The 12,576-nt window shown below is 55.2% G+C and carries 12 protein-coding genes; 5 read left to right on the forward strand and 7 right to left on the reverse strand.

The features are described 5' to 3' along the window. Nucleotides 1-71: 71 nt before the first annotated feature. The 6 genes from L2731_RS07175 to lptD form a co-directional block, all read right to left on the reverse strand. Nucleotides 72-896: a symmetrical bis(5'-nucleosyl)-tetraphosphatase gene (locus L2731_RS07175; RefSeq protein WP_249252457.1), complete on the reverse strand. Its 825-nt coding sequence runs from the start codon at nt 894-896 to the stop codon at nt 72-74. A 26-nt stretch (nt 897-922) separates the two neighbouring features. Next, nucleotides 923-1,303: a Co2+/Mg2+ efflux protein ApaG gene (apaG, locus tag L2731_RS07180; RefSeq protein WP_239849728.1), complete on the reverse strand. Its 381-nt coding sequence runs from the start codon at nt 1,301-1,303 to the stop codon at nt 923-925. A gap of 52 nt (nt 1,304-1,355) precedes the next feature. Beyond that, nucleotides 1,356-2,165 carry a 16S rRNA (adenine(1518)-N(6)/adenine(1519)-N(6))-dimethyltransferase RsmA gene (rsmA, locus tag L2731_RS07185; RefSeq protein WP_249252458.1) on the reverse strand — a complete coding sequence of 270 codons (810 nt, stop codon included), beginning with the start codon at nt 2,163-2,165 and terminating at the stop codon, nt 1,356-1,358. A gap of 2 nt (nt 2,166-2,167) precedes the next feature. After that, complete coding sequence (gene pdxA / locus L2731_RS07190; protein WP_041510213.1) at nt 2,168-3,166, reverse strand: 4-hydroxythreonine-4-phosphate dehydrogenase PdxA; 999 nt, start codon at nt 3,164-3,166, stop codon at nt 2,168-2,170. A gap of 5 nt (nt 3,167-3,171) precedes the next feature. After that, complete coding sequence (gene surA, locus L2731_RS07195; protein WP_041510214.1) at nt 3,172-4,476, reverse strand: peptidylprolyl isomerase SurA; 1,305 nt, start codon at nt 4,474-4,476, stop codon at nt 3,172-3,174. 126 nt (nt 4,477-4,602) lie between these two features. Continuing rightward, nucleotides 4,603-6,924: an LPS assembly protein LptD gene (gene lptD, locus L2731_RS07200; RefSeq protein WP_249252459.1), complete on the reverse strand. Its 2,322-nt coding sequence runs from the start codon at nt 6,922-6,924 to the stop codon at nt 4,603-4,605. A 156-nt stretch (nt 6,925-7,080) separates the two neighbouring features. Here lptD and L2731_RS07205 point away from each other — a divergent pair, with 156 nt between their 5' ends. The 5 genes from L2731_RS07205 to L2731_RS07225 are packed head-to-tail and all read left to right on the forward strand — an operon-like array spanning nt 7,081 to nt 11,249. Continuing rightward, a complete protein-coding gene (locus tag L2731_RS07205; RefSeq protein ID WP_249252460.1) occupies nt 7,081-8,121 on the forward strand; it encodes an aminoglycoside phosphotransferase family protein in 1,041 nt (346 codons plus the stop codon). After that, nucleotides 8,118-8,843, forward strand: coding sequence for an N-acetylmuramate alpha-1-phosphate uridylyltransferase MurU (murU, locus tag L2731_RS07210; RefSeq protein WP_249252461.1), 726 nt, complete (start codon nt 8,118-8,120; stop codon nt 8,841-8,843). The genes L2731_RS07205 and murU overlap by 4 nt, the downstream gene beginning before the upstream one ends. Then, complete coding sequence (gene djlA / locus L2731_RS07215; protein ID WP_249252463.1) at nt 8,844-9,620, forward strand: co-chaperone DjlA; 777 nt, start codon at nt 8,844-8,846, stop codon at nt 9,618-9,620. A gap of 25 nt (nt 9,621-9,645) precedes the next feature. Then, the gene (locus L2731_RS07220; protein WP_249252465.1) at nt 9,646-10,275 is read left to right on the forward strand and encodes an outer membrane beta-barrel protein; all 630 of its coding nucleotides are present in this window, start codon (nt 9,646-9,648) and stop codon (nt 10,273-10,275) included. Between the two features lie 20 nt (nt 10,276-10,295). Then, nucleotides 10,296-11,249: a D-2-hydroxyacid dehydrogenase gene (locus tag L2731_RS07225; RefSeq protein ID WP_249252467.1), complete on the forward strand. Its 954-nt coding sequence runs from the start codon at nt 10,296-10,298 to the stop codon at nt 11,247-11,249. 83 nt (nt 11,250-11,332) lie between these two features. Here the strand turns inward: L2731_RS07225 and purT are convergent, their stop codons facing one another. Beyond that, nucleotides 11,333-12,511: a formate-dependent phosphoribosylglycinamide formyltransferase gene (gene purT / locus L2731_RS07230; RefSeq protein ID WP_249252468.1), complete on the reverse strand. Its 1,179-nt coding sequence runs from the start codon at nt 12,509-12,511 to the stop codon at nt 11,333-11,335. Nucleotides 12,512-12,576 lie beyond the last annotated feature (65 nt).

The raw sequence follows: 12,576 nt of genomic DNA on the forward strand, positions 1-12,576 counted from the left end.
TTACATAACACATTCTCAGGGCTGGGCGGTGAAATCCGCTTATTTTTTTATCGGCCAAGCTAAGGGCTAGTTTAACTCTTTTTTAACTTATTTTGGGTAATTTTTTGATTCGATTCAAGGTGCCAGAGGGTTAAATAGTGTCCCCAACAGCATCCCGTATCCAGGGCTTGTAGACCCGGTTGGTCGACCTCGCCCATTAAGGCAGCCCAATGCCCAAAGACTAATGTATGGTGCTTCATGGCTCGTCCTGGCTGTTTAAACCAAGGGATCAAGCCTTCCTTTTCACCATTCGCTGGCGGCAGCTTGCAATCGAAGTCTAATCGACCATTGCTGTAAAGAAAGCGCATTCGGGTGAGGGCGTTGATGGTATAGACGAGGCGCTCGAGCCCCTGAATCTCTGGTGACCACTCACTGACCGAGTTGGTGTACATCTTGGCGATGAGGTGTTCTATGTAGCCATCCTCTGCTAGCGCCTGTTGCACCTCGTAGGATTCTTTGAGGGCGGTCTCGGCGTCCCACTGAGGGGGAATGCCGGCATGGGCCATCAAGATGGAATGGTTCTTGTGCTCACGAGCCAGGGGCTGCAGCCTGAGCCAATCGATGAGTTGGTTGAGATCTGGCGCGTCGAGTAAAGCGTCGAGATTATCCTTGGGGTTGACCCGTTTCACCTTGCCGTGCAGCGCCATGAGGTGCAGGTCGTGATTGCCCAGAACAGGCTTTACCGAGCCTTCTAGCCCCTTGAGGTAACGCAGTGTCTCCAGCGATTGGGTCCCCCTGGCCACCATGTCGCCGACGACCCAGAGCTCATCTTTGGAAGGGTTAAAGGCTACCTTGGCCAGCAGGGCCTGAAGTTCATCGAAACAGCCCTGAATGTCGCCCACGAAGTATGTTGCCATAGATGCTCTCGGATCGCTGTTTCGAATTAGTGCAGCAGGCCGGGGGCCGCTAGACGGAAGGGGGCGATGGGGGCCTTGAAGGTCTCGCCCTGCTCGGTCACCATCACATAGTAGCCCTGCATGACGGCAAAGGGCGTCTCGCATACCGTGCCGCTGGTGTATTGATAAGCGGTATTGGGCGCGATAGTGGGCGTCTCGCCAACCACACCGGCACCCTCGACCTTGCTCTCATGGCCATTGGCGTCTGTGATGCACCACATGCGGCTCTTAAGGGTGACCGGCTCGTCCCCTAAGTTGATGATGGTGATGGTGTAGCTGAACAGGTATCTCTCTTCTTCCGGTGAAGATTGCTCTTCGATATAGTCGGTTTTGACCTCAATCCTGATTGAGGATTCGAGTTGTTTCATTCGGATCCCTAAAAGGTTAACGAGTGGGAGGCGCTATGCGCCTCCTTCATGATTAGGCTTGGCGTTTGTCGGCCAGATGGTTGGCCATGGCGACATATTGCTGCACTGTGATCTGCTCTGGGCGCATGCTGGCATCGATGCCTAACGCGCCGAAATCATCGTCGCTTAACAACTGCTTGAGGTTGTTACGCAGTGTCTTACGGCGCATGTTAAAGGCCGTGGTACACAGATGCCTTAGCAGATCCACATCTTTGCAGGGGTAGGGCTTCTCTTTGTAGGGCACTAGCCTTATGACGGCAGAGTCGACCTTAGGTGGTGGCGTGAAGCAGCCAGGGGGCACTTCGAGCACAGGCATCACCTGGCAGAAATATTGCGCCATCACGGTCAAACGGCCATAGGCCTTGGTGCCGGGGGCCGCAGACAGTCTCAGTACCACCTCTTTTTGCAGCATGAAGTGCATATTCTCGATATGCTCGGCAAATTCGAACAGATGGAACATCAGTGGCGTGGAGATGTTGTAGGGTAGGTTGCCAAACACCTTCATCTGCTTGCCTTCTTCCACCAGTTGCATGAAGTCGAACTTCAGCGCGTCGCCCTGGTGGATCTCCAGCTTATCCTTGAGGAAGGGGTGGGTCTGCAGGCGCTCCACCAGATCTTTATCCAGCTCGACTACGGTCAGCTTGTCGATGCTTTCGGCAACCGGCTCGGTAAGCGCCGCCAGGCCTGGGCCAATTTCGACCATCACGTGATCGTTATCGGGCGAGATGGCGCCGACGATACGATTGATCACATTGCTGTCGGTCAAAAAGTTTTGTCCGAAACGTTTTCTCGCCGTGTGGCCTAAATGTACTTTATTACTCATTACTACTCTTTAAGTGACTCATTCTTGGTGGCTAGTTCGATAGCCTTGTTTAGCGCGCAGACAAAACTGCCGATGTCAGCCTTGCCTGTGCCCGCCAGCTCCAGCGCCGTACCATGGTCGACCGAGGTGCGGATATAGGGCAGGCCTAAGGTGATATTGACCGAGCTGCCAAACCCTTGTGACTTTAATACCGGCAGGCCCTGATCGTGATACATGGCGAGGATCACGTCGGCATCTTCCAGGTATTTAGGTTGGAACAGGGTGTCGGCGGGCAGTGGCCCGACGATATTCATGTTCTGTTCGCGCAGCTCGTTGAGAGCGGGAATGATCACATCGATCTCTTCGCGCCCCAGGTGGCCATCTTCACCCGCATGGGGATTGAGGCCACAGACATAGATCTTAGGATCGTCTAGGGCAAACTTAGTTACCAGATCCTTGTGCAAGATCTTGATGATCTGGTGCAGACGGTCACGGGTGATTGCCTTAGACACATAGGCCAGCGGAATATGCGTGGTCACCAGTGCCACCTGCAGGCCTGGCGCCGCGAGGAGCATCACCACATCCTGACAATTGGCCTGGTGGGCAAAAAATTCGGTATGACCGCTAAAGGGGATGCCCGCCTGGTTGATGATCCCTTTGTGCACCGGGCCAGTTACCACTGCGTCGAACTCGCCATTCATGTTCTTCTCACCTGCATAGGCCAGGGTATCGATTACATAGCTGCTGTTCTGTTCGTCGAGTTTGCCGCAAACTGCATCGTTGACCAGCGGAAAGGGCACTATGGTCAGTGTGCCGGCTTCCTGTGGCTTAGGTGGCTGGTTGGGCTGGAAGGGACGCAGCTGGATCGGCAGACCGATCTGCTTGGCGCGACTGGTCAGCAAAGTGGGATCGGCACAAACAACAAGCTCAGCGGGCCAAGCGCGCTGAGCAAGTTGAATGACTAAGTCTGGGCCCACACCGGCAGGTTCTCCCGGTGTGATGGCGATGCGTTTAGTCGTCAATATGGTTAACCTCGATTGAAATCGGCATCGAATACTTCAATGTAAGCCTCTGCTCGCATTTCATCCAGCCAGTTCTGTAATTCTTCATTAAACTTACGGCGGAAGATGAGCTGGTGTGCCCGATTAGTGTTAAATTTATCTGTCGCATCCGTCTTACGTCGCTCCTCCAGCTGCACTATGTGCCAGCCGTGGCTAGAACGGAAAGGCTCACTGATTTCGTTAATCTTCAGTGCGCCCAGTGTTTGTGCAAAGGCTGGCACATAGACGGTGGGATCCGCCCAGCCTAATTCACCGCCCTTGGCCGCCGAACCTGGGTCTTCGCTGTATTGACGGGCCAGGGTAGCAAAGTCTGCTTCACCGCTTCTTAGCTGGTCGGCAAACTTGTCGAGCATCGCCTTGGCACGCTCTTCCGACAGGATAGGCGACGGCTTGATCAGTATATGACGTGAACGTACTTCGTCAATTTCTTTGGTCTGCAGACCGCGGGCATCCATTACCTTGATGATGTGGAAACCGGCGCCGCTGCGCACAGGGCCTATGATGTCGCCCGTCTTGGCGCCGACCAGTAGTTCGGCAAACAGGGTTGGCATCTCATTGACGTTCATGTAATCCCAGATACCGCCTTCCAGCGCCTTAGGGCCTGAAGAGGAGGCGATGGCGGTCTGTTTGAAGTCGCCATCGTTTTGCAGGCGCTTGAGCACCGCATTGGCGCGGCTGCTGGCGGCTTCAAGTTGTTCGCTGTTGGGGTTGCTAGGCACTTCGATCAGAATATGGCCGATCTGGTATTCTACCTGCTGCATCCCTTGTTCTTCGATAAGTTTAACTAGGCTGTTGATCTCCTGTGGAGACACCTGGATACGACGCTGAACCTGAATACGCTGGATCTCGCCCAGGGTGATCTCTTCGCGCAGCTGCTCACGGTATTGGCTCCAGCTCATGCCCTCGGCCTCAACCTTTTCACGCATCATCTCAGGCGTCAGCTTCTGCTCCTTGGCGATGTTTTCTATGGTCTGATCCAGTTGCAGGTCACCGATATGCAGGCCGATGCGGTCGGCCATCTGCAGTTGCAGGCGGGTGACGATCAGACGCTCGATCACCTGAGTGCGTAGCGCCTTGTCAGAAGGTAATGACTGGCCGGCGGCTTTTGCGTTGGCTTTGACTGTCTTCAACATGTTGACGATTTCGCTTTCCAGCACTATGCCTTCGTTGATCTGAACCGTTACCCTATCCAGGGGAACGTTCTCGGCCATCGCGCCGTGGCTCATCGCCAGTGTAAGTAAAGCAAAAATCAGTTGTTTACAGGGTTTCATCCACAAAAATCCTTGGCATATTCAGGTCGGTCAACTTAGGCGTCGACCGAGTATCTAATTCGACTATTCTGATTGGACTACAAGTCCGTATCTAGGTTCAGCGCGGAGCCGATTAAAATATTAAAACTAGTTTTTCAGGTAGAGCGGCTTGCGATAGTTAAACAGGCCATCGTTAAGCATGTCCGACACCCCAAGCGGGCCGGAGCCACCTAGTCCCTTGATCACAAAGTTCAGGTAGAAGCCGCTTTCGAACAGCTCCCTGTCGTTGAACGTTGGATCTAAATTGTCATCGTAGTTGGTTTTAATGCGGTAATGATAACTTAAGCGCACCGCCCAGCAACAAGATTCGTATTGAAATCCTGTGTAGGTCTCGACGCTACGATTCTCGTTGAGATCGTAATACCAGTTGCCCACGATATACCAGTTGTCGCTGATCGGCCAGGCCGTGCGCAAGCCGGTTTGCGACACATTAACAGATTCGTTGGTGTTGCTGTTAACTAAATCGGGCACGTAACGATAGCTGAGCTGCAACAGCTTGTTGACCCCGGGGCGGAAATCCAGGGTGACCTCACTCTTCTTGTTGTTCTTGTTTTTGGTGTCATATTGAATGGCACCGCTCAAGAACCAGTCGCTGTAGAGTTGGGTGTTGAGTTCCGCCGCCAGCACCGAGTTGGAGGTGTTTTCCTGCTTGAAGATCTCGTTCGGGCGGGAGGGATCTGTGATGCCGACCTCGCTGTCTTCAAAGTAGTAGATCTGACCTAGGCTGAACTTGAAACGCTCCAGGTTATGATCGTCAAACAGGCGGGTGGTCAAACCCAGCGTCATCTGGTTGGCGTCTGCGATACGATCGAGACCCGAGAAGCGGCGATCCCTGAAGAGGCCGTAGTAGTCATCCTGTAATAGCGCAGTGTCATAGATGCCGATGTTGGACTGATCTTCATAGCCTACATACAGGTACTGGAACTGTGGCTCCAGGGTCTGGCGGTAGTTAGTATCGAAGTAATCGGTGAAACGCTCGAAGTTGATCTGACCGTGAATACGTACCTGGGGCAGGGTGCGGCTCACAGTGCTGTCCAGCGGCTCTGTACCCGTGTAGTTCTTGGTGTCCTGCCAATAGTTGGTCTGTAACAGCTTGAGTTCACTGGTCAGCGAGCCCGCAGGCCCGTGGATCGGCAGGGATACGCTTGGCTCGAAGTGCAGACGGCTGGCGGTGGCATATTGATCTTCCTTGTGGCGGAAGTTGCTCGCTTCCCCCATGAGGTTGAAGTCTATGCCTTGCCACAATCCTGGCGCGCGATAGTTAAAGCCAATCTGCGGCATCACCTGGTAGGGAGATTCTTCCTCACCCAGTACCTTGATGTCCTGCACTCTGGCCGACATGTCCCAGTTATCGTCGAAATAGGCGATTTCGCCTATGCGCGAGATCTGATTGTCCGTGGCACGCAGCACGTCAGAGGGCAGATCGTTGAAGTAGTTGTTATCTGACACATCAGTAAAGTTGGCCAGTACCCGCCAGTTGTCGGCGATGGCCCCTTGATGCTGCCAGTTGTAGAGGTAACGGTCGGCGCGGTTGGGCACCAGATCGTCTTTGCCTAGGTATTCGACATTTAACTGTCCCTGCTGCGCCTCGCCGGCAAGATAGCGAAACTCGGACTTGAGGAACAGGCCGCGGGCCGACATATAGTGCGGGGTAAAGGTGAGATCATACTCTGGTGCTATGTTCCAGTAGTAGGGCGTCGCCACCTCGACACCATTTGTGGTACTGGTGCTGAAAAACGGGAACAGAAAGCCCGACTTACGCTTCTCCGACACGGGAATCGTCATATAGGGCAGATAGAAGACTGGTACATCGCCGATTTTCAGTTTGGCGTCCCAGAGCTCGCCCCATTCTTCACTGCTGTCTATCTTGATGGTCTCGGCTTCAAGCAGCCAGGAGGTATCGCCCGGCGGACAGGTGGTGAAGCTGGTATTAGACAGGTGCAGGTTGTTGTCCTGGGTGATCTCCAGGTTTTCCGCGTCGCCGTGGATCTGCTGGCCGTGGAGCCAATATTGGGCACCCTTAAGTTGGGCGCTGTTGCTGCGCATCTCGGCGCTCAGGGAGTCTGCCGTGACGGTAAACATATTGTCTTGGAACACCAGGTTGCCGTTAGCATCCAGGCGCTCGTTGGCCTGATCCAGCACGGCACTGTCTGCGGCGATATGACGGCCGCCTTGACTGAAAGTCACATCTCCCTGGAAAGTGGCCTTGTCACCCATCTTGGCGTTGGATGAGTCGGAAACGATCTTAATCTGCTGCAGATCCAGAGGGCGTTCGTCTGTGCTGGGTTCTGGAATAGGTACGGGCGGAAGTACCAGGCACTGGGCACCGGGCGCGGGAGTGGTTTCCGATTCGTCTGCCAAGACTAGCTGCGGGAGTAGCGCCAATGCCAATAAGTAACGGATATGCATCTTTTATCGTTTTTGTGATTTCTTCGTCTAGACAAGTTATCGGTGAGAATAGTTGCATCCCCCTTAGGAAGCAACTTAGCAAAAGAGATAGAATCATCTTAATTGCTGTTTCTATTTTGCTTTATAATAAAGCAATTTTCTTCTAAGAGCCATGAGGTGCCCTTGTCAGATCCAAGATTTCTTGCCCTTAATTCATGGATAGCGCGAACTTTAGGCGATGAGGCGCAGCTAGCCTTAATTTCCGGTGACGCCAGTTTTCGTCGCTACTATCGTGTTCGGTATCTAAGCCAGACTTTTATCGCCATGGACTCGCCGCCGGATCTGGTGCCCGTCGCCCCCTTTATTGCCCTCGCAAACGCCTATCATGATCATGGTATCCTAGCGCCAGAAGTTAAGGCCGCCGAGCTGACGCAGGGCTTTCTGCTGCTCTCCGATCTCGGCGATATCCAGCTGCTCGAGGTGCTGACGCCTGAGAATGTCGAGCAATACTATGGCAAGGCCCTTGGCTTGCTTGAGGCGCTGCAGACCATTACCTCGGCGGCTGGGCAGCCCTTGCCCGATTATGACGACGCCTTCGTGCTGCGGGAGCTTACTATCTTCATCGAGTGGCTGGTCGAGCATCACCTGAAGCTGACCCTAGATAGTCAGACGCGGCAGATGATAGATGGGTGTTTTAGCCTACTTATAGAAAACGTTGCCCAGCAGCCCAAAGTGGGTATGCACAGGGATTACCATAGTCGTAATCTGATGCTCTGCGATGACGAGCTGGCGGTGATCGATTTTCAGGACGCGGTTATCGGCCCTATCACCTATGACGCCGTCTCCCTGCTGCGGGACTGCTATGTGCGCTGGCCGCTCGACGTGGTCGAGGCTTTACTCGAGCAGCACTATAATCAGATGCGCGTCCTGGGCCGCCTAGGCGATGAGGTGAACTTGAGCCAGTATCGCCGCTGGTTCGATCTCATGGGGATGCAGCGTCACCTGAAAGCTGCGGGTATCTTCTGCCGCCTCAACTATCGCGATGCCAAGCCGGGTTATCTGAAAGATATTCCCTTGACCTTGAGCTACGTGTGCGACATAGGGGAGCAATATCCTGAGTTTGCGCCTTTCATCGCCTGGTTAAGGCGTGAGGTGATGCCGCACATGACCTGCAAAAAATTGTCTCAGCTGACAAGTCATGTGGAGGTACAGCGATGAAGGCCATGATACTCGCCGCCGGTCGCGGCGAGCGCCTGCGCCCGTTGACAGATAGCTTGCCTAAACCTCTGGCAGAGGTCGCGGGCAAGCCGCTGATCGTCTATCACATAGAGCGTCTGGCGAAGATAGGCATAACAGAGATAGTGATCAACCACGCCTGGTTAGGGCATAAGCTCGAAGCCTATCTGGGCAATGGCAGCGCCTGGGGCGTCAGCATCAGCTACAGCCCTGAGACAGAGGCGTTAGAGACAGGCGGCGGCATTAAGCAGGCCTTACCACTGCTTGGGGATGAGCCCTTTGTGGTGCTCAATGGCGATGTCTACATCGACAGCCTGCCCAGGGTGAAGGGCTTGTCCCTCGAAGCGGCGCTCGATAAGGCAAGAGTCGCCGAGTTGATGGGCGAGCACCAGGCCTACCTTTGGTTGGTGGATAACCCTAAGCAGCATCCAGAGGGAGATTTTGCCCTGGAGGCGGGCAAGGTTAATGACAGCGGCGAGCCCAGGCTGACCTTCTCCGGCATGGCCATTTATCATCCGCGCTTTTTCGATGACGCGCCCAGCGGGCGTTTCGCCCTGGCGCCGATGTTGAGGGATAAGATGCAGCAGGGACTGATAGCTGGTGAGCACTATTCTCACCTCTGGTGCGACGTGGGCACCCTGGAGCGATTGCAGTCACTGGACGCCGAACTGCGCACGGCAAAAAAACACAATAAAGGTTGTTAGATGAAGATTTGGGGAAAGTTTTTTGGGTTTGCCATAGGTTTTATGTTTGGCCGCATCATAGGCGGCATCATAGGTCTCTGGCTGGGCCACCTCTATGACAAGAAGCGCGGCGAGGTGGAGCAATTGATGGGTAAGGGCAGCGATCGACAGGCGCTGTTTTTCAATACCGCCTTCGCCGTCATGGGCCATGTGGCCAAGGCCTCGGGTCAGGTGACCGAGAATGATATCCGCCTGGCGACGGCGCTGATGGATCAGTTGCGGCTCAGCGGCGATGCCCGCCGCGAGGCTCAGGCGGCCTTTACTCAGGGCAAGGCCGCCGATTTCGACCTTAAGGCGTCACTGCGCACCTTCAGGCTGATCTCCATGGGGCGACGTGAACTACTACAGATGTTTCTGGAGATCCAGATCCAGACGGCTCTGTCGGACGCCGAGCTAGATGCCAAAGAACATGCCATACTCTTAACCGTGGCGAAGGAGCTGGGCTTTAGCCGCGAGCAACTCGATGAGCTACTCAAGCGCTGGCAGGCGGAAGTGAACTTCCAGCGCCATGGCCGCCAGCAGACCTCCATTAACGATGCCTACGAGATGTTAGGCCTCAACGAGCAGGCCTCGGATCAACAGGTAAAGCGTGCCTATCGTAAGTTGATGAATGAGCATCACCCCGACAAGTTAGTTGCCAAGGGGCTACCCGCCGAGATGATGGAACTGGCCAAACAGAAGGCGCAGGATATTCAGGCCGCCTATGACAGGGTAAAGCAAGACCGCGCCATGAGATAATCATAAACAAGTAAAGGAGAGGGCGATGAAGGGAATAAGACTGATCTTACTGACGGGACTCTTAGCATGGATGACGGCCCAGGCTGCCTGGGCAAAGTCGGACATCTTTGTCGCTCCCTTCGGTGGTTATAGCTTTGGCACCAGTGAACTCGATGCCACAGATATCGACACTAGCACCCAAGGCAGTATCAGTATCAAGGACTCCAGCCACTACGGCATCATAGTGGGGATGAAGACCCGGGATCCTGGCGATGTCTACCTACTCTACAGCCACCAGAGCACTGATATGCACGCTGGTGGCATGTTTAATCCCAACCGCTTGGCAAAGCTTGAGCTGGATTACGCCCACCTCGGCGGCTCGCTCTATTTTCCCAAGGGAGATCTGCGCCCCTATGTTACCGTCAGCGTCGGCATGACACAGATGCGTCCGTCCGGGGATTTCTCCGACGAGTCACGCTTCTCCATGGGCATAGGGGGAGGCGTGGAATACCAGCTCGGGGATAACTTCAGCCTGTTTGCCGATGGTCGCGGCTATGCCACCTTCATCAACAGTGACAACGAGCTGTTTTGCGATGCTAACCGCTGTATCTGGAATATCCGCGCCGATGTCATCTGGCAGGGCCAGGTGAATGCCGGTTTTAAATACACTTTTTAACCCTTAAGAGAGCAGTCTTCATGAAGATAGTCGTACTCGATGGCTACACCCTCAACCCTGGCGATCTCGATTGGCAGCCGCTGACAGCGCTGGGCGAGTTTCACTGCTTTGACAGAACCGCTCCGGCCGAGCTTATCGATCGTGCTCAAGGTGCCCAGGTGTTGCTGACCAATAAGACTGTTCTCGATGGCGAGGGTCTTAAGGCCTTGCCTGGGCTCGAGTATGTCGGCGTGCTCGCCACTGGTACCAATGTGGTGGATCTCAAGGCTGCCAGTGAGCTAGGGATCAAGGTGACCAATGTGCCCGGCTATGGCCCTGACGCCGTGGCGCAGATGGTATTTGCCCATATACTGCACCACACCCAGAGATTGTCTGATCATCACAATGCCGTGGTGGCTGGGGCCTGGTCTCAGGCGCCAGATTTCTGCTTTACCCTGGCGCCGCTACAATCCCTCAAGGGCAAGACGCTGGGGCTGGTGGGGTTTGGTGACATAGGTCGGCAGGTGGCCACTATTGCCAAGGCGTTTCAGATGCGGGTGCTGGTCAACACGCCATCCATTAAGCATGACCTCCCAGAGGGGGTCTGCTGGTGCGAGCGTGAGGCGCTCTTTGCCTGCGCCGATATCATCTCACTGCACTGTCCGCTAACGCCGGACACCGAGAAGTTGATTAACCGAGAGCGGCTCAGCGCCATGAAGCCAAGTGCCATCTTAATCAACACAGCCAGAGGCGGTCTGGTGGACGAGCAGGCCCTGGCCGATGCCTTAAGTCGCGGGGAGATTGCCGCCGCCGGAGTGGATGTGCTCTCGAGCGAGCCGCCACAGGCTGACAATCCGCTGCTGAGCGCACCTCATATCAGCATCAGCCCGCATAATGCCTGGGCGACCAGGGAGGCGAGGCAGAATCTGCTGACCATTGCCATCGATAACCTCAGGGGCTATCTGGCGGGGCAGCCGATTAATCAGGTGAATTAAGCCAAGGTCATCTGGTCGAAAAGAAAAGGGCGCCTGATTCTTGAGAAGAGGCGCCCTTTTTGTTGATCTCACTTGCGGAGGATTTAATCCAGCAACACTTCGACCTGAGCGGCAACCTTGAGCGCCTTGTCGATGGCGTTATCAATGCTTTCCCCACGAGCCAGGCCTACGCCGAGACGGCGACGGCCGTCGATATCCGGCTTGCCAAACAAGCGCAGCTGAGTGTTTGGCTCAACGAGTGCCTGCGCCATGCCGCGGTAGCTGATGTTATGGCTCGTGCCCTCGGCCAGGATCACCGCCGATGCCGATGGGCCGTGTTGCATTATGTTGGCGATAGGCAGGCCTAAGATGGCTCGCACATGCAGGGCGAACTCCGACAGGTCTTGGCTGATAAGGGTGACCAGGCCGGTATCGTGTGGGCGAGGCGACACCTCGGAGAAATAGACCTCCTCGCCCTTGATAAACAGCTCGACGCCGAACAGACCATAGCCGCCAAGTGCCTCGACTACCTTACGACCGATCGCCTGCGCCTTGGCGAGCACGGCATCAGACATGGCCTGGGGCTGCCAAGACTCGCGGTAGTCGCCATCCTCTTGGCGATGACCTATGGGGTCGCAGAAGTGGATGCCGTTGACGGCACTGATGGTAAGCAGGGTGATCTCATAGTCGAAGGGCACGAAGCCCTCGACGATCACCTTGCCACCACCGGCGCGGCCGCCCTCCTGGGCATAACGCCAGGCCGAGAGAATATCCTCCTCGCTGCGTATGATGCTCTGGCCCTTGCCCGATGAGCTCATCACAGGTTTGACGACACAGGGGAGGCCGATGTCGGCGACTGCCTGCTCAAACTGGCTCTGGGTGTCGCAGAAGAAATAGGGAGAGGTGGGGAGGCCCAATGTCTCGGCGGCGAGGCGACGAATACCTTCGCGATCCATGGTGAGCTGGGTTGCCTTAGCGGTGGGAACGACATTCACTCCTTGCGCTTCCAGCTCGACCAGGGTCTGAGTGGCGATCGCCTCGATCTCTGGGATCACCAGGTGGGGCTGTTCCTGCTCTATGATGGCGCGCAGGGCCTCACCGTCCAGCATGTTGATCACATGAAACCTGTGGCTGACCTGCATGGCTGGCGCGTTGGGGTAGCGGTCGACGCCAATGACCTCGACGCCCAGGCGTTGTAGTTCGATGGCAACTTCTTTGCCGAGTTCGCCGCAGCCTAGCAGCATGGCGCGTCTAGCGCCTTTTGAATAGGGTGTGCCTATCATGGTGTGGGTACCTTTTATCTTGAGTGGGTCGTGCGCCCAGCTTCGATTATTTGGCGACTATCTTA

The organism is Shewanella aquimarina, from assembly GCF_023349185.1.
Lineage (GTDB): Bacteria > Pseudomonadota > Gammaproteobacteria > Enterobacterales > Shewanellaceae > Shewanella > Shewanella aquimarina.

Coding starts and splice junctions, on each gene's coding strand:
- L2731_RS07175 (WP_249252457.1), bottom strand. CDS start 896: ATGGCAACATACTTCGTGGGCGACATTCAGGGCTGTTTCGATGAACTT.
- apaG (WP_239849728.1), bottom strand. CDS start 1,303: ATGAAACAACTCGAATCCTCAATCAGGATTGAGGTCAAAACCGACTAT.
- rsmA (WP_249252458.1), bottom strand. CDS start 2,165: ATGAGTAATAAAGTACATTTAGGCCACACGGCGAGAAAACGTTTCGGA.
- surA (WP_041510214.1), bottom strand. CDS start 4,476: ATGAAACCCTGTAAACAACTGATTTTTGCTTTACTTACACTGGCGATG.
- lptD (WP_249252459.1), bottom strand. CDS start 6,924: ATGCATATCCGTTACTTATTGGCATTGGCGCTACTCCCGCAGCTAGTC.
- murU (WP_249252461.1), top strand. CDS start 8,118: ATGAAGGCCATGATACTCGCCGCCGGTCGCGGCGAGCGCCTGCGCCCG.
- djlA (WP_249252463.1), top strand. CDS start 8,844: ATGAAGATTTGGGGAAAGTTTTTTGGGTTTGCCATAGGTTTTATGTTT.
- L2731_RS07220 (WP_249252465.1), top strand. CDS start 9,646: ATGAAGGGAATAAGACTGATCTTACTGACGGGACTCTTAGCATGGATG.
- L2731_RS07225 (WP_249252467.1), top strand. CDS start 10,296: ATGAAGATAGTCGTACTCGATGGCTACACCCTCAACCCTGGCGATCTC.
- purT (WP_249252468.1), bottom strand. CDS start 12,511: ATGATAGGCACACCCTATTCAAAAGGCGCTAGACGCGCCATGCTGCTA.